The organism is Dolichospermum sp. UHCC 0315A (assembly GCF_008121535.1).
In the GTDB taxonomy this organism is placed as follows: domain Bacteria; phylum Cyanobacteriota; class Cyanobacteriia; order Cyanobacteriales; family Nostocaceae; genus Dolichospermum; species Dolichospermum lemmermannii.
In genome coordinates this window covers 3,335,078-3,351,008 of sequence record NZ_CP043056.1, presented here as the reverse complement: position 1 = coordinate 3,351,008, position 15,931 = coordinate 3,335,078, and the positions used below count along the sequence as shown (strand labels likewise).

Sequence of the window (15,931 nt, the reverse complement as noted above, 5' to 3'; positions counted from 1 at the left end):
TTTACTTTTCTCAAAATTTACTCCTCACAACGGTTATATGCACCCGAATGTATATTAGAGTAATTCCCAAAAAAGAGTCATGTACAGGATGAATTGTGCTATTTTTGTGAATTTGTTGTGAATTTATCAGGAGAATTATGAACTTATAAGGAGAATGCCAAAAACCCTTCCAGGTTAATTGAATTGACAACTCCTTACAGCAGTTCTTTATTTAATTTATAATTGTTTAATTTTTAATTTGGATATTCATAAAACACCATTTGGGGAACTAATAAATCATTGGTTAATTTCCCAATTCCTAAAAAATTGGTTTGGGTTTCATAAACTCGCACAAAGTCGGGAATATCAAGATTGAGGGAAATTTTTTGACCTTGACACCATCTTTTGGCTGATTCTGTTGGTAAATTTAGGGATTTTAGGTGTTGTAATGGTGCGTCTGGGGATATGGGTTGAAATCTGCCGTTTTCGATTTCGGTGGCTAAATCTGTGAAGCTGAGACTGGTTTGAAGTTGAAAACTGCTGCTTTCTGTGCGAATTAGGGCAGATAGAGTGCCACCTGTGTTTAATATTGTACCTAAATCACGAGCGATCGCACGAATATATGTTCCCGAACCACAGGATATGGCTAGATCTAATTCTGGAAAATCTCCATCTCGCCAATCTAACACCTGAATTTGGGAAATTTCGACTGTTCGCACGGGAACTTCAACTTTTTCCCCTTTCCGCGCTAAATCATATAAGCGTCGGCCATCAACTTGAATGGCGCTGTAGCTGGGGGGGGTTTGCTCAATTTTACCGATAAACTGGGAAAGGACGGTTTTGATATTCTCCAAATCCAATCCTGGACAGGGTACAGAGGTAATAATTTCCCCTTCTAAATCATCTGTAGTAGTTTGTATCCCCAGCCGAACAGTGGCTTGATAAGCCTTTTCTCCTGGTAAATATTGTAATAATCTGGTGGCTTTACCCAAGGCTATTGGTAATACTCCGGTAGCTTTGGGGTCTAACGTTCCTGCGTGTCCGACTCGTTTCATGTTCAGTAGTTTGCGGACTTTGGCTACGCAGTCATGAGAAGTCCAGTCAAATGGTTTGTTTAAATTGAGAAAGCCTTGCACAATTTTAGATTTTAGAGTTGAGATCTTTGTATTTTCACACAAATAGGAAATAGGAGATCCCCGACTTCTTCAAGAAGTCGGGAATTTAAATCAAATGCAATAGGGAAATACCGATACCCAGCAGCCAAAATCCAAAATGGACGATGGTATGAGAAAGTCTTTTTTTAACGGGGTTGGTTTCTGGGAAATGCTCACCTAAAGTTGGTGCTATTTTGAGATGATCAAGAGACTGGACAAGATTTAAACCGAGAGACTGACTAGAAATACTTTCAGCATAGGCGGCGTTAAGATAGGAAAGATATTCTAGTTTTTCGGCTATATAGGTTTGGAAGAAAGGTAAACTCAAAGCATTGATATAATCATGAGCTTGAGAAGCATCACCGATCATATCTGTTGGTAATGCCATTTGTGTACTGTCAGGATTGCTATTCCCAATGGTGGAAAAATGCGTACCACCAAGTAGCATGACTAAATATTTCTGGGGATGAGTAATCCAAGAAAAAGGGACAATTTGCTCATATAATGCGGGAGCAACGGTATCTTCACTGCTACCAATGATCATGATTGGGGTGTGAATTTGGCTTAAACCGGCTTGTCCAAAAATAGAACTGGTGATGGGATTAACAGCGATCGCTGCTCTGATTCTGGTATCTTGTAAGTTGTACTCTTGTCCTGACTGGTTGGGCAATTCTAAAGCTTGACATTGCAACAGTAAAGACATATTCCAAGTATTTCGCAATTTGTCGTGATCACAGTCTGCTTGTAGTTGTTGAAAGTTAATTTTTGCCCCTGCTAAAGCTAAGGCAGTATAACCTCCTAATGACTGTCCAAATATGCCTACTTGTTGTAAGTTAAATCGGTGCTGAAATTGTGAATCTGACTCTAATTGATCTAAAATATATTTGATATCTAAAGGTCTATCTTTAAATTCATTGGGGTGCGTGACTTGATTGCTATTACCCTTAATTAAAGATTGTAATTGTTGAGTATTACTACCAGGATGATTGGGAATAACTACAGCAAAACCATTTGTAACTAAATGATTTGCTAAATAACGAAAATTACTACTATCCAAACCTAAGCCATGGGAAATAACAACTACAGGGGCAGGATTTTGGGTATTAGGAATATATATATCTGTGGATAAATGTCTATTTCTTGAAGAGTCAAAAAACTTGATTATTTGTTTTCTTGCTAAAAGATTGGGTTGATTTGGCAATTTTGGGAATGGAGACAAATTAGCTTGGGAGATTTTAGCAGCTTCTAATTTTGATGTTTGGATTAATGCGGAAATAGTTTTTTCAGTTTCGCTAATCATTTTCTCCAATTCATCAGCAATTTTTATGCTGGAAACCATATCAATTTTAATATTATTTTGAGGATATTTACGTAATAAATTTAATAAATTCAACCCTTCCGGTTCAGCCGCAGCGGCAATTAAGGCTGTGCGTAATGACTGAGATACAAATTTTGGATAATGGGATTTAGTTTTAATTAATTCTGCTAATCTTTGTAAGATAAATTTCCCTTGTTGGGTGTCAAGAAATTGGGCAGCTACAGCCGGACTAATTTTCAGCGGCTGCATTAAAATCTTCCTTACTTCTGGCAGTTTGTTTTTGGGAATATATTGATAATATCCGGCTAAATCTGGATTAATTATTCCATATTTAGCATAGCTTTCTAAGGCACTAATGGGAATAGAAATTTCTAGTGCTGAATAAGAAGCATGAATTTGTTCTGCTGCCATAACAGAGTCACTTATCCCAAATGTTGGCAGCAATATGGATAAAATCAGTGATAGGAAATTCCTTTTCAGGGTGCTGCCCCAATTACCAAACATATTCATCGCTTAACTTTTGTGGTGATGTTGTTGAGCGAGGCTCAAATTTTGGTAGTTATTTAAACACCCTGTTAACCAATTTAAAATAATGCCTATGACAAGCTACGCAAACAAATTTAAGACTGGTTTAAATGAGGTTGCTGCTAATTAATTACTAGGACTTCTTGTAAGATCATAATAAATACAGAAATTATCTACATCAGTATTTATTATGTGTCATTTCTGATTAATAAAATCTAAATAATGCTAATTAATCCTATTAATTAGATTTCTTTAATGCCATAGATGTTAAACCCATAACAATTGAGAATGCACTAATAATTAAATCCCACTAATCCGAACTTTGAAATATCATTGATCATGACTAAATTAGACCAATCATTTTGACATGATATTCAAGTACCAGGAATACTTAATTACTTCTGGCTGTTGGCTAGGAGTCCGGGTAATATTAATTTTAGATACCTCAGCAATTAAAAATCAAAACTTGAAAATGAATAAAGATATCTGTGGTAAGGCTTCTAGTAGTTTTGATTATGCAAATTGTCTGCATGGCAATTTTAATTTACATAATTTCATGTAAATCTTCTTACTGTTGACTAACCGCAATATTAAAAACGCCAATTTGGGTTATCATGTACCTAACTGATTACCCAAAAAGATAAATATAAAGTAGACTAGACACAAAAATGCTACTTAGTCCCAAAAGGTAAACTGAGTATCAAGGTGCATAAATTTACAATCTGGGTCCAGGGTGACAAGGAGTAGCTATGTCAGAAACGAGTGACAAACTCATACCTATATCACAAAGGCAACCTGTACAGCGTCGCCGGCGTAAACGTCCAGTCTCCAAGACAGGACAGAAAAAAGTTATCAATCAGCCGGCAGTTTCTAGCCCAAGAGAAGCGGCAGCATTGGCTTGTATAAATAATCATATCAGTTCTGCGCCTATCCCGTCTGGGGGGCGAAGACCAGCATCACGGAAGATGATGCCCCCAGGTGTTAAACCCGTCCCTACGGTCAAGAAGAATACTCAAATTTCGCCACCGGGGAATGTGAGATTAAAGACGGTACCCATGGAAAAGCCGAAAATAGCCAGAAAAGGATCACGCAAGACCAGGTTAAAACCCATGGCTAGAACCATGTTATATGCCTTGCGGTTGTTGATTGTCGGGGTGGGTGTCGGTGCGATTGTGGGTACGTTGTTGTCATTCCTAGACCCTGCTAATCGCATTAATTCAGTTATGTCGGTAGCTCAAACTACAACTTCTCAAAAATCATCTCAAAGTTCTAATACAAGCTTATATCTGGCTCAGGAAATTACTCCTTTAAAAAATTCTTTGCAAACTCTCACCACCGCTAATTCTGATTTGATACCAGGGGTGTTTTTATTAGATTTAGATAATGGTGGTTATATAGATATTAATAGTAATATAAGTTTTGCTGCGGCCAGCACGATTAAAATCCCGATTTTGATTGCTTTTTTCCAGGATGTGGATGGGGGTAAAATCCGCCTGGATGAAATGTTGACTTTGCAAAAGGAGATGATTGTCGGGGGTTCAGGAAATATGCAATATCAACCCACAGGCAGCAAATACACGGCTCTTGATGTAGCTACGAAGATGATTACAATTAGCGACAATACAGCCACGAATATGCTGGTCGCTAAATTGGGTGGACAAGAGGCGTTAAATGGGCGTTTTCGCAGTTGGGGACTGATAACGACGATGATTCGTAATCCTCTCCCGGATTTAGAAGGGACTAATACTACTAGTCCGCGAGAATTGGGGAATTTGATCTCGATGGTGAATCAAGGTAATATGGTGAGTATGCGATCGCGTGATTTAATTCTTAATATCATGAGTCGCACTGAACGAGATAATCTTTTACCTGCTGGCTTAGGAAAAGGCGCAAATGCTTATCATAAAACAGGTGATATTGGTACTATGTTGGCAGATGCGGGGTTGATTGATGTCCCGACAGGTAAGCGTTATATTGCCGCTATCATGGTAAAACGTCCCAATAATGATCCTCGCGCTGCAAAATTAATTAGTTCTATTTCTAGCGCTGCTTATCAACATTTTAGCCAAGCTACAGTCACACCCAGCAGTCCGACAAATAATCAACCAGTTACTCAACCAGTTACTCAACCAATAACTCCACCTATTTCTAATTATCAACCACCTGTTCCTCCTTTGATTCAGCAACCAATTCAACCACCACTGATGAATCCTACTATGCCTAATGGGATGGTTAATAATATGCCTGTAGGTAGTTATCCACCGCCTGTGATGACTCCACAATTGACTCCGCAATATTATCCACAACAATAAATAATTCCAAAAATAATTCAAAATTCGGTGTTGCAGAAAATGTGGGTTTATTGTTAGAACAGCGTTAAGGCTATCTATCAGATGGAGAATACATTATGAATATTCAAATTAAACCTGAAACAGAGGAATTAATACAAGCTTATATTGACACGGGGCGATTTGAAAATATAGAAGATGCAGTAAATGAGGCTTTTAGTTTGCTGCTGGACAGAGAAAGAAGACTGGAGGAACTACGGGGAAAAATAGCGGTAGGAACTGAACAGATTAAGAATGGACAAGTAACAGATGGTGAGGTAGTTTTTGCTAGACTACAAGCAAAAATTAAACTTGTTTGCGTAAATTTTATAACGTTCTCACCATTATTTTAACATTTTTGATATCGCATTCCTGGAAGTTGGGTAATTAAACCCATGAGTTCTAATTGTAATAAAGAACTAGAAACTAAAGCCGCATTCATACCTGTTTTTTGAATTATAAAATCAAAAGATAAAGCATCAATAGTTAAAGTATCTATGACTTGTTGCAATTCTGGTGGTAAGTTAGGAGGAGGGGATTTAATTATAGTAGTTTCTATATCTATTTGGGGAATCGCACCCAACAGGGTTAATAGTTCACTAAGTTCTTGATTTATTAAACCTGCACCTTGACTAATTAATTTTAAACAACCTTGGGATGGTTGATCATCAATTCTTCCTGGTAATGCGTAAACATCTCGACAAAATTCATTCGCATAAGTAGCTGTGATTAAAGCACCAGATTTTATTCCTGCTTCTATGACTAATACCGCACGACTTAAACCGGCAATGATGCGATTTCGACGGGGAAAATGGGTGCGGTTGGGTGTGGTTTTGGCAGGATATTCACTAATTACTATACCAGATGTCAATATCTGTTTATATAAACTTTGATTTTTATAGGGATAAATAACATCTACTCCTGTTCCCACCACTGCGATTGTTCTTCCTCCGGCTTTCATTGCTGCTGCGTGACTTTCGGTGTCTATTCCTTCGGCCATTCCAGAAACAACGGTAAAACCATTTTTGGCTAATGCGGTACTAATTTGACGCGTCCATTTAATTCCGTATTCTGTAGGTTGACGAGTTCCCACAATTCCCACTAAGGGTTTTTGTCCTGAATTTTCCTGTAAATCAACTTCTCCCCGATAGTACAATAATGGGGGTGGACTGGGGATTTCTCGCAGTAATTGGGGATATTCTGAGTCTGCTGGTGTCCAGAAATGGGGGTTTATTTGTTGGTGTTGAATGAGGAGTTGTTCTGGGTTTAAACGGGATTTTTGTTGAACAACTTTTTCTAATGTTTGAAATCCGAAACCTTCAACTTTTCGTAATTCTCCAGGACTGGCTTTCCAAGCTGTTTCTAAATTACCAAAGTGCTGTTGTACTCTTTGTAATAATATGGGACCAATTCCCGAAATTTGCGACCAAGCTAACCAATATTTACGTTCTTCTGTGTTTGACATAGGAAATTAAGATTTTTAGAATGATTTAACGCAGATAAACGCAGATGGACGCGGATGAATACGGATGATTTTTATTCTGTGCAATTAGATTAAACTTTTGCTAAATGTTGATTTTTTAAATAATCAAATACTGATTTATCGCCAATGTCGGGAGGAATGGGTTGGATAATTTTTCTCACAGCAAATATTAAGAAGAAAATTGCCCAAGTTGCTAATAAAATCGGTTCTGCTGGTGTTGATAAAATTCCGGTTAAATGTCCTAATAGTAGTAAGGGAACAAGGGGGGTTAAGATTTTGGTTTCTAAACGATGGAAACAAAAACCTTCTTTGAAAAAAATTCCTGTCAAAGCTGCAAAGGTAAAACCAATTCCTAATATGGTTAGGGGTTGATTATAAATAGTAATTGCAAATGCTTGACTATCACTATGTCCAAAAATAAAGGCACAAATGCTGCCAATTATCCAAAAAACTTGGAGAATTCGGTGCAAAGATGCCATGTAAATATGAATAGTTAATAAACTAACTCCAAGTGCAATACTAAAACAGGTGTAGAGAGGGGTCAGGGCGGCAATTGCAGCGGGTTGGGGATAGAATAGGACTAAACCGCTACCAATGGCAAAACACAGGGCTGCTATCGTTAACCCTGCCCGATAAATTATCACACTTTGGCGATCGCTTTGGGTAATTGTAAATTCCCCAAATTGACCTTGATATATTTCCGGTAATATTGTTTGTGTCGTCATAAATAGTATATTCCTAGGATGTTTTAGATCCCCGATTTCTTGAAGAAGTTGGGGATCTTGTTTTTGTTTTCAATGTCTCTTTCCAGCACCCAAATATAATTCTCCTACTTTCGGATCATTTAATAATTCTCTACCTGGTCCTGAGATAGCATCTTTCCCTGATTCTAACACATAACCACGATCTGCCATCTCTAAGGCTTTTCTGGCATTTTGTTCGACTAAAACTATCGCAGTTCCTGATGCTTTAATTTGTTTAATTTGCTCAAATACTTGAGTTACCAAAATGGGAGATAATGCGGCGGAAGGTTCATCTAAAAGCAGTAAACTGGGTTCTAACATTAATGCTTTTCCCATTGCTAACATTTGCCTTTCTCCACCGGAAAGAGTTCCCGCGCGTTGACGACGGCGATCGCTCAATCGGGGAAACATGGTGTATATTTTATCTTTAAGCGGTTTCAATGGGATATTCCTCACAAAAGCCCCCATTTCTAAGTTTTCATCTATGGTTAAAGATGGAAAAACATTAGCAATTTGCGGAACATAAGACATTCCTTTGGCGACAATTTGATTTGATTTTAAACCAATTAAATTTTTCTCTTTAAAGGTAATAGTTCCAGTATGAGGTGTTAAAAGTCCAAAAATAGTTTTTACTAAGGTGGATTTACCTGCACCATTGGGACCAATGACTGTGACTAATTCTCCTGGTGCAATGTGAAAGTTGACACCTTGCAAAATATCTACATCTTTAATATATCCAGCGTGGACATTTTCTACTTTTAATAAATAGTTATTAGTCATTTGTTCGTTGTCAGTTGTTCGTTGTCAGTTGTTCGTTGTCAGTTGTCGGTTGTCAGTTGTTTTTCCTTTACCACTGACTACTGACCACTGACCAATGACTATGCTGTGATTTTTTGCAATTCTGGTCTTTCTTCTGGTAAAATCGCCTCTTCCACTGGGCAAACTTGCAGACAGATGCCACAATCTATACAGGTAGCGAAGTCAATCCAGTACCAACCTGTACCTTTAACGTTTTTCCCTGGACCTTCATGAATACAAGCTACAGGACAAGCACTTACGCAGTCAGCAACACCTTCACAAACGTCTGTAACAATGGTATGTGGCATTTTTTCCGATTCCCTCTTTTTTGTCAGTCTCTCTTGTTCTACTCCTGTAGGGGTTTAGCATTGCTAAACCCCTACCACTCCTTTTTAACATCCTGCTTCAATGGTATGTGAGCCATCGGCTTTAATCCAAGCAATTTGGGCAATGTTGCGATCGCTTGCATATTGACGAATCGCCTCTGCGTCCCTATCTCCCAAATCTATTTCTACTCTAATTAAATCAGAAGAATTACGTAATTTCTCAGCATAGGCAAAAGCCGCAGCTTCAGCGCCGGGGGTTTCTGGGACGACTAACCAATTACTAGCGGGGATATCCTGGGGTAGTTGCTGATTTAATAGGAGAATTTGGTATAAATCATCAATATTCAGTTCAAAGCCGATACCGGGAATATTTTCTTTTTGGGGATGATATAAACCTAGTAATTGGTCATAACGACCACCACTTCCTAAAATCTGTGCTTGGGAATTTGTCTCACTAACTACTTCAAAAACAATGCCTGTGTAGTAGTCAATGGTTTGAATTAGGCTCAAATCAAGGATTAAAGGAAATTTGCCATCTAGTAATGCTACTAGGGATTTGAGGTTATTTATTGCCTCATGCTGGTCTGGTTCTAGATGTAAACTGCTGACTTTTTCTAAAACCTCTCGACTATCACCCCGCAAATCCAACATAATTTTAGCGCGTTGGCGGAGTTCTTCGCTCAAAGGTAAGGTATCAATAGCTATACTATCCAAGTTAGCGATCGCCCTGCGGACTTGATTTCTGATTTCCGGGGGAAAAGCATTGAGGAGGGAGCGAGTAATTCCCGCTTCCCCCAAAATTAACCGCCAATCTTTTAAATCCAATGCTGTTAAACAATCTGCGACTAATAGCAATACTTCCGCATTGGCTAATAATCCCCCCGCACCCAGTAACTCCACCCCAGCTTGATAATACTCTTGCTGACGATTATGGCGGCCTTCCCAATTACGGCGAAAAACATTAGCGTTGTAATATAGTCGCTGGGGGTAGGTCGCATCTGTCATGCGAGTCACCACTGTGCGGGCGATAGAGGCAGTCAATTCTGGACGCAATCCCAATTCTTCATTTTGACTATTTTGGAGTTGAATCACCATGGGACGCTGAATTGCTTCACCTGCCATGAGGGTATCCATTCGTTCCAGAGTTGAGGTGATAATCCTGTGATATCCCCAACGTTGAAATACTTGTTCTAATCTATCTTCAATCCAGCGTTTTTGCGCCACATCTAAAGGTAGTAGATCTCTTGCTCCCGCTGCTGGTTGATACACCATTATTTTTTCTTCCCACCAAACAAACCACCAAACAAACCACTTTTTCCAGACTTATCTGGTTGCTTCTCTTCAGTTTTAGAAGCGGAACTCCCTTGAGAGCCACTGTTTCTAATTCCTAAAGCTTGATCTACCTTGGGTTTCCATTCCAAAGCGATTTTTTCATTAGGATCTAACTTCAGGGCATTATCAAAGTGAATTTTTGCCATTTTCAGTTGATTTTGCCGTAAATATACCATTGCGATTAAACTATGGCAACGACTATTTTTCGGCTCTAACTTTAGGGCATCCTGTAATTCTACTTTGGACTGGGACAATTGGTTTGTTTCTAGTAGTCTGTCAAATTTATTTTGACAGGTTTTTGGTTGGTAGTGCGGGCATCTTGCCCGCGTGAGGGTCTCGCTCAGGCTACAGCGTGAGGGTCTCGCTCAGACTACAGCGTGAGGGTCTCGCTCAGACTACAGCGTAAGCGAGACGCTCACACTACAGCGTAAGTGAAACGCTTACACTACAGTAAGCGAGACGCTTACACTACAGTAAGTGAGACGCTCACACTACAGTAAGCGAGACGCTCAGACTACAGCGTGAGTGAGACGCTTACACTACAGTAAGCGAGACGCTCAGACTACAGCGTAAGCGAGACGCTCAGACTACAGCGTAAGCGAGACGCTCACACTACAGTGAGCGAGACGCTCAGACTACAGTGAGCGAGACGCTCAGACTACACTACAGTCCATCATTTTTATCTTGACAAACTACTAGTTTACAGGGAATGATGGCAAGTTTGAAAGCCCTCCAGTTGTCGGCATAAAATCTAATCCTGACTAAGCATGATTTAAAATTAGATAATTTATTTAAGCTCTTATAATCATATATCCATTTATGTAAATGCCCATGAGGCGAATTTTCAGTCTCATAACCCAAAGTTTGTGAAAACGAAACAAAATACTTGTTCTGTTTGTTATTGGTTTCTGAGAATAATGAATAGAAGATAGCAGAAATTTTCTATTTGGTGACAGTAATTTAGCCGATTTGGCGTGTATTTTTCGGCAATATTTAGTTCTAAATCTGGTAATTAAGTTTGCAGAAACTGACAATGAATTAACTAATCACTCCTCGATATTCTATTAACAAGCGAGGGGGAAAACGGCAACCGAGCAGTAAACAACCCCAAGCGATAACACAAATCAAGGAGAATTCAGTCATGTCTAATCTATTTACCGCAGTATCTGTTGAGCAACAAGAAACCGTAGCTGGTGGTGTTGTGGTTGTTCCCGATACTAGTGCGAGAGAAATTCTCACTTTTAACTACAACGGTACAGGGTTTAGAAGTACATCTAGTGCAGGTATTAATGGTCCAGTAACAGACACTATCTACACTAATTTAAGTGTCAATTCTGCTGTAGATAAATCAGTTTTCCAAACATACTTTGGCTACTAATTAGTTAGCAAATAATTCCAGGGTTAATTTTGCACTCTGATTTCACATAAAGAGAAAACAGCAAAGCAAATTAACATCCTAGAATATCTTGCTAAATTTCGTCTAGATTACTATCGAAAGATTTGTGTGTTCATTCTATAAAAATGGCACACAAATTTATTCTTTAATACTTGTATTTGTTTCCTATCATTTTACCCCTGAAATTATTTTTGCAGGAAAGATAAGAGGTTTTACCATGTCTGATCATATAAAAACAAAAAAATCAGATTTATTCATAAACTTATCAGAAAAAGAACAGGAGTCTATATCTGGAGGCAGATCATCTTCACCCTTTGAGATGTTTGATATATTCTACCAAACTACGAATATATACTCTAGGGGAAGTAATGAAATAAATATTTCTCAAGGAAACTTGGGCATATCTTCAAGAAATGAAGCTGAATATAGATTTTCTCAGACAACCTTTATTTTATCTTCATTGTTTGGTGGAGGAGGAGGTGGAAGTCGTCGCAATAACCGCAGACGAGGTGGTAGCTTATTCGCAAAACTATTTAGTTTTTTTTAGCAGAGAAACAAAATCACAATCACTTCATTTTATCTTCCACTATTTAGATCATACAGCACTCGTTCATACGCATATTCCCGACTTCTGACATAAATTTATAATTTATGGACACAATAAATAAAAGAAGTCGGGGATCTTATCGTCTCACCTGAATTCTTACCTTGATTGTTCAATTTATCTCCTTAAATATTGTACATAATTGTTAGGCAAAGTGCTGTATTCGCCAAAATTTCACACCAATTAAATAAATATAAAAAATCAATTTAATAACAAATAAATTGGCTTATTTTTCCAACTTTATATGGTTAATTGCTAATGAAATACCAATTTGTTAAACAGCATAGTGAAGAAGACTGTGGTGCAGCTTGTTTAGCGGCAATTGCCAAATATTACGGTCAAACATTTACCATTAGTCATATTCGGGAAGCCGTCGGAACAGGGCAATTTGGAACTACCTTATTAGGCTTAAAAAGAGGAGCAGAAATACTGGGTTTTAACGCCAATCCAGTGAAAACTTCTCCAGAAATATTAGATAAAATTAATGAAGCACCTTTACCCGCGATTATTCATTGGCAAGGCAATCATTGGGTGATTTTATATGGTAAAAAAGGTAAAAAATTTCTGATTGCAGATCCAGCAGTGGGAATGCGTTATCTTTCTAAAGAAGATATCAAAGCAGCTTGGACAGATTGGTTATTATTATTAGTAGAACCAGACCCCCTTCGATTTTTTGCTCAAAAGCAAGATAAAGAAGGTGGTTTTTGGCGTTTCTTCCGACGAGTTTGGATTTATCGTGGTATTTTATTCCAAGCTTTACCTCTCAATTTAGTCTTGGGTTTACTGTCTTTAACTTCTCCTTTTCTGCTGCAAATTCTCACCGATGATGTATTAGTTAGAGGTGACATAAAATTATTAACTACAGTAGTCATTGCTGTAGTAGTTATGAATATTATTTCTACTAGCCTTTCCTTTGTCCAGTCTAACTTAATTGCTCATTTTGCTCAACGAATGCAATTAGGTCTAGTTTTGGAATTTGGGCGGCAAATTCTGCGATTACCATTAACTTATTATGAAACTCGTCGCAGTGGTGAAGTTGTGAGTCGGCTGCGAGACATTGACCAAGTTAATCAATTAATTGCTCAAGTTGTTATTGGTTTACCCAGTCAATTTTTTATTGCCATAATTTCCTTGGGTTTCATGTTTTTCTATAGCTGGAAACTTACCTTGGTAGCTTTAGTAATTTCTGTGGTCATGACCACATCTACTTTTATTTTTCAGCCCACATTACAACAAAAAACTAATGAACTCTTAATTACAGAAGCGGAAACCCAAGGGGTTTTAGTGGAAACCTTTAAAGGTGCATTAACTCTCAAAACAACCGCATCAAGAAGACAATTTTGGGATGAATTACAAAATCGTTTTAATCGTCTAGCTAGGCTAACATTTCAGACGATGCAAATTGGGATTATTAATAATACCTTTTCAGGTTTTGTTTCTGGTATTGGTGGCGTAGTGTTACTCTGGTTTGGTGGCTATTTAGTAATTAACCCGGCTGAAAATATCAGTGTTGGGCAATTACTAGCATTTAATTCAATGAATGGTAATTTTATATCTTTAATTAGTACAGTTATTAATTTTGTTGATGAATTTACCCGTGCTAAAACCGCTACTCGAAGGCTGACAGAAGTTATTGATGCCACTCCAGAAGAAGAAGATAATAGTAAAAAGCCATTTGTAGAAATCTCTAGTAATGCTGATATTATTTGTACAAATTTAACCTTTCATTATCCTGGTCGAATTGATTTATTAGAAGATTTTTCTTTAACGATTCCTGGAGGTAAGAATATTGCTCTAATTGGTAAATCTGGCTGTGGTAAAAGCACCTTAGCCAAATTGATTTCTAGTTTATATCAACTGCAATCTGGTAATATCCAGATTGGGATTTATAATCTCCAAGACCTTTCTCTAGAATGTCTCCGTCAACAAATAGTTCTTGTTCCTCAAGATGCTCATTTTTGGAATCGTTCTATTGTTGATAATTTCCGATTAGGAGCGCCTTATGTTAATTTTGAGCAGATTGTTCAAGCTTGTAAAATTTCTGGTGCTGATGAATTTATAAGTAAGTTACCTGAGACATATCAAACTATTTTAGGTGAATTTGGTGCTAATATTTCTGGTGGACAAAGACAAAGATTAGCCATAGCTAGAGCCATTATTACAGATCCAGCAATTCTCATTTTAGATGAATCTACTGGTGGACTAGATCCAGTGAGTGAAGCCCAAGTTTTAGACCAATTATTTCAACATCGTCAAGGGAAAACAACGATTTTAATTACTCATAGACCCAAGGTAATTAATCGGGCTGATTGGATTGTTTTAATAGATCAAGGTAGGTTGAAATTAGTAGGTTCTTTGGAAGATTTACGTAGCAAAACAGGAGACCATTTAGATTTTGTAATTCCTTAGTTATTATTATTTATTGCTTTTGATAATTATGCTTTACACTCATAATCAAGAATTCGATTCTCTCAGTGACAATGATAATTCACTTCCACCTATAAATCGGTGGACATCCTTAGCAGGTGTATTTCTGATTGGGACTGTTATTGCTAGTATTACTTTATCCTCATGGGTAAAATATAATGTAACAATCAAAGCTGCTGCTATTGTTCGTCCCATAGGTGAAACTCGTGTAGTCCAACCCAAGATAGAAGGGACTATTAAAAGTATTTTAGTCAAAGAAAATCAAATTGTTAAGCAAGGGGAAATAATTGCTATCTTAGATACTGATCAATTGCTAATTAAGAAAAGCCAATTAGAAGAAGGTATCAAACAAAGTAAATTACAAATAATGCAAATTTATGCTCAAAATGGGATTTTAAATAATCAAATAATTGCTGAGAAAAGAGTCGTAGAAAGAATTATCGCTGCTGCTAGAGAGGATTTGTTAAGAAATCAAAGAGAATATCAAGAACGAAGAATTAATACTGAAAATGAATTAATGACAGCGGAGGTAAATATTGAAAAAGAATTAGTAGATTTAGAAAAGGCTGAAGTTGATTTAGAGTTTGCAAAAGTAGATCGGGATCGTTATGAGAAATTATCAAAAATTGGTGCAATTGGCAACCGAGAATTTGAGCAAAAACAGCTAGTTGTCAAACAAATAAGTTTAACATTAGAAGCGGCAAAAAAAGCTGTTGATATCGCTCAAATAAAAATTAAATCTAATAAAGCTGCCATTAATCCCACTACAGCCATGGTGAAAATGGCAGAACAACGTATTGCTCAAGAAATTGCCAAAGGTGAAGCCAATATAGCAGTTTTAAATAAAGAAAGAGAAATCTTAATTCAGCGATTATTAGAAATACAAACTCAAATTAAACAATCACAAAAAGAACTTCAACAACTCGAAAATCAACGCAAAAACAGTATTATTCTTTCCACAAGTAATGGAATTATATTTAAACTAAATTTACGCAATTCTGGTCAATTTGTGCGGGCTGGTGAATCTATTGCTGAAGTTGTCCCTAATAATGCTCCTTTAGTAATTAAAGCCATGATTCCCACAGCAGAAATTAACAAAATTGCGATTAATCAAAAAGTCCAACTTCGTGTTGATGCTTGTCCTTATCCTGATTATGGAACTGCGAAAGGGATTGTTAAAAACATCGCTCCAGATGCAATTACACCTGAAAGCAAAGATTCAAATACTACAAATTCTTCTGGTATTAGCTATTTTGAAGCCGCAATTCAACCCGAAAGCTACTCATTTGGAAATAATGGTCGTCAGTGTCTACTGCAATCAGGAATGAACGCTACAGCCGAAATTATTTCTAAGGAAGAAACAGCATTACAATTTATGTTGAGAAAAGCTAGATTAATTACTGATTTATGAGTAGAAATTAAGTGTAGCAATCCTATTTAAGTTGTGATAGCGTGCAGATCCCCAACTTCTTAGAGAAGTCGGGGATCTGGTTGTTCGTATTTTTTATTCCCATTTACC

Annotated in this window: 14 protein-coding genes and 1 pseudogene; 7 read left to right on the top strand and 8 right to left on the bottom strand. The window is 37.4% G+C overall.

What is annotated here, in order from left to right:
- Positions 1-233: 233 nt before the first annotated feature.
- Complete coding sequence (truB, locus tag BMF77_RS16280) at positions 234-1,115, bottom strand: tRNA pseudouridine(55) synthase TruB (RefSeq protein ID WP_148764221.1); 882 nt, start codon at positions 1,113-1,115, stop codon at positions 234-236.
- A gap of 85 nt (positions 1,116-1,200) precedes the next feature.
- Entirely contained in the window at positions 1,201-2,961 is a 1,761-nt protein-coding gene (locus BMF77_RS16275; protein ID WP_148764219.1) for an alpha/beta hydrolase, read from the bottom strand.
- A gap of 382 nt (positions 2,962-3,343) precedes the next feature.
- On the opposite strand from BMF77_RS16275, the gene BMF77_RS16270 reads away from it, so the two are divergent.
- The 3 genes from BMF77_RS16270 to BMF77_RS16260 all read left to right on the top strand — a co-directional run bounded on the left by BMF77_RS16270 (position 3,344) and on the right by BMF77_RS16260 (position 5,656).
- Complete coding sequence (locus BMF77_RS16270) at positions 3,344-3,538, top strand: hypothetical protein (protein WP_148764217.1); 195 nt, start codon at positions 3,344-3,346, stop codon at positions 3,536-3,538.
- A 187-nt stretch (positions 3,539-3,725) separates the two neighbouring features.
- Positions 3,726-5,288: a serine hydrolase gene (locus BMF77_RS16265; RefSeq protein ID WP_148764215.1), complete on the top strand. Its 1,563-nt coding sequence runs from the start codon at positions 3,726-3,728 to the stop codon at positions 5,286-5,288.
- 95 nt (positions 5,289-5,383) lie between these two features.
- On the top strand, positions 5,384-5,656 hold the full coding sequence (locus tag BMF77_RS16260) for a hypothetical protein (protein WP_015080452.1): 273 nt from the start codon (positions 5,384-5,386) through the stop codon (positions 5,654-5,656).
- Here BMF77_RS16260 and dprA read toward each other — a convergent pair.
- The 6 genes and pseudogenes from dprA to BMF77_RS16230 all read right to left on the bottom strand — a co-directional run.
- A complete protein-coding gene (gene dprA / locus BMF77_RS16255; RefSeq protein ID WP_015080453.1) occupies positions 5,653-6,768 on the bottom strand; it encodes a DNA-processing protein DprA in 1,116 nt (371 codons plus the stop codon). The two genes, BMF77_RS16260 and dprA, sit on opposite strands and share 4 nt — an antisense overlap.
- Positions 6,769-6,857: 89 nt before the next feature.
- Entirely contained in the window at positions 6,858-7,511 is a 654-nt protein-coding gene (locus tag BMF77_RS16250) for a DUF2301 domain-containing membrane protein (protein WP_148764213.1), read from the bottom strand.
- 69 nt (positions 7,512-7,580) lie between these two features.
- Positions 7,581-8,309, bottom strand: a complete 729-nt coding sequence (locus BMF77_RS16245; protein WP_148764211.1) for an ABC transporter ATP-binding protein — start codon at positions 8,307-8,309, stop codon at positions 7,581-7,583.
- Between the two features lie 98 nt (positions 8,310-8,407).
- Positions 8,408-8,635, bottom strand: coding sequence for a ferredoxin family protein (locus tag BMF77_RS16240; RefSeq protein WP_148764209.1), 228 nt, complete (start codon positions 8,633-8,635; stop codon positions 8,408-8,410).
- Positions 8,636-8,719: 84 nt separating this feature from the next.
- Complete coding sequence (locus BMF77_RS16235) at positions 8,720-9,925, bottom strand: ATP phosphoribosyltransferase regulatory subunit (protein WP_148764207.1); 1,206 nt, start codon at positions 9,923-9,925, stop codon at positions 8,720-8,722.
- Positions 9,925-10,257: pseudogene (locus tag BMF77_RS16230) on the bottom strand (tetratricopeptide repeat protein); the annotation flags it as partial. The gene BMF77_RS16235 and the pseudogene BMF77_RS16230, both read right to left, overlap by 1 nt.
- An 869-nt stretch (positions 10,258-11,126) precedes the next feature.
- Here BMF77_RS16230 and BMF77_RS16225 point away from each other — a divergent pair.
- The 4 genes from BMF77_RS16225 (at position 11,127) to BMF77_RS16210 (ending at position 15,823) form a co-directional block, all read left to right on the top strand.
- Entirely contained in the window at positions 11,127-11,363 is a 237-nt protein-coding gene (locus tag BMF77_RS16225; RefSeq protein WP_148764205.1) for a CTB family bacteriocin, read from the top strand.
- A 235-nt stretch (positions 11,364-11,598) separates the two neighbouring features.
- Positions 11,599-11,928 (top strand): hypothetical protein, encoded by a 330-nt coding sequence (locus BMF77_RS16220; RefSeq protein WP_210422212.1) that lies wholly within the window; start codon positions 11,599-11,601, stop codon positions 11,926-11,928.
- A 315-nt stretch (positions 11,929-12,243) separates the two neighbouring features.
- Positions 12,244-14,394 (top strand): peptidase domain-containing ABC transporter, encoded by a 2,151-nt coding sequence (locus tag BMF77_RS16215; protein ID WP_148764201.1) that lies wholly within the window; start codon positions 12,244-12,246, stop codon positions 14,392-14,394.
- Positions 14,395-14,422: 28 nt separating this feature from the next.
- On the top strand, positions 14,423-15,823 hold the full coding sequence (locus tag BMF77_RS16210; protein ID WP_148764199.1) for an HlyD family secretion protein: 1,401 nt from the start codon (positions 14,423-14,425) through the stop codon (positions 15,821-15,823).
- The last annotated feature ends 108 nt before the right edge of the window (positions 15,824-15,931 follow it).

Bases quoted from the DNA above. Each gene is read 5' to 3' on its own strand.
- BMF77_RS16275 (WP_148764219.1), bottom strand. From the start codon at position 2,961: ATGAATATGTTTGGTAATTGGGGCAGCACCCTGAAAAGGAATTTCCTA.
- BMF77_RS16270 (WP_148764217.1), top strand. From the start codon at position 3,344: ATGATATTCAAGTACCAGGAATACTTAATTACTTCTGGCTGTTGGCTA.
- BMF77_RS16265 (WP_148764215.1), top strand. From the start codon at position 3,726: ATGTCAGAAACGAGTGACAAACTCATACCTATATCACAAAGGCAACCT.
- BMF77_RS16260 (WP_015080452.1), top strand. From the start codon at position 5,384: ATGAATATTCAAATTAAACCTGAAACAGAGGAATTAATACAAGCTTAT.
- dprA (WP_015080453.1), bottom strand. From the start codon at position 6,768: ATGTCAAACACAGAAGAACGTAAATATTGGTTAGCTTGGTCGCAAATT.
- BMF77_RS16250 (WP_148764213.1), bottom strand. From the start codon at position 7,511: ATGACGACACAAACAATATTACCGGAAATATATCAAGGTCAATTTGGG.
- BMF77_RS16245 (WP_148764211.1), bottom strand. From the start codon at position 8,309: ATGACTAATAACTATTTATTAAAAGTAGAAAATGTCCACGCTGGATAT.
- BMF77_RS16240 (WP_148764209.1), bottom strand. From the start codon at position 8,635: ATGCCACATACCATTGTTACAGACGTTTGTGAAGGTGTTGCTGACTGC.
- BMF77_RS16235 (WP_148764207.1), bottom strand. From the start codon at position 9,925: ATGGTGTATCAACCAGCAGCGGGAGCAAGAGATCTACTACCTTTAGAT.
- BMF77_RS16225 (WP_148764205.1), top strand. From the start codon at position 11,127: ATGTCTAATCTATTTACCGCAGTATCTGTTGAGCAACAAGAAACCGTA.
- BMF77_RS16220 (WP_210422212.1), top strand. From the start codon at position 11,599: ATGTCTGATCATATAAAAACAAAAAAATCAGATTTATTCATAAACTTA.
- BMF77_RS16215 (WP_148764201.1), top strand. From the start codon at position 12,244: ATGAAATACCAATTTGTTAAACAGCATAGTGAAGAAGACTGTGGTGCA.
- BMF77_RS16210 (WP_148764199.1), top strand. From the start codon at position 14,423: ATGCTTTACACTCATAATCAAGAATTCGATTCTCTCAGTGACAATGAT.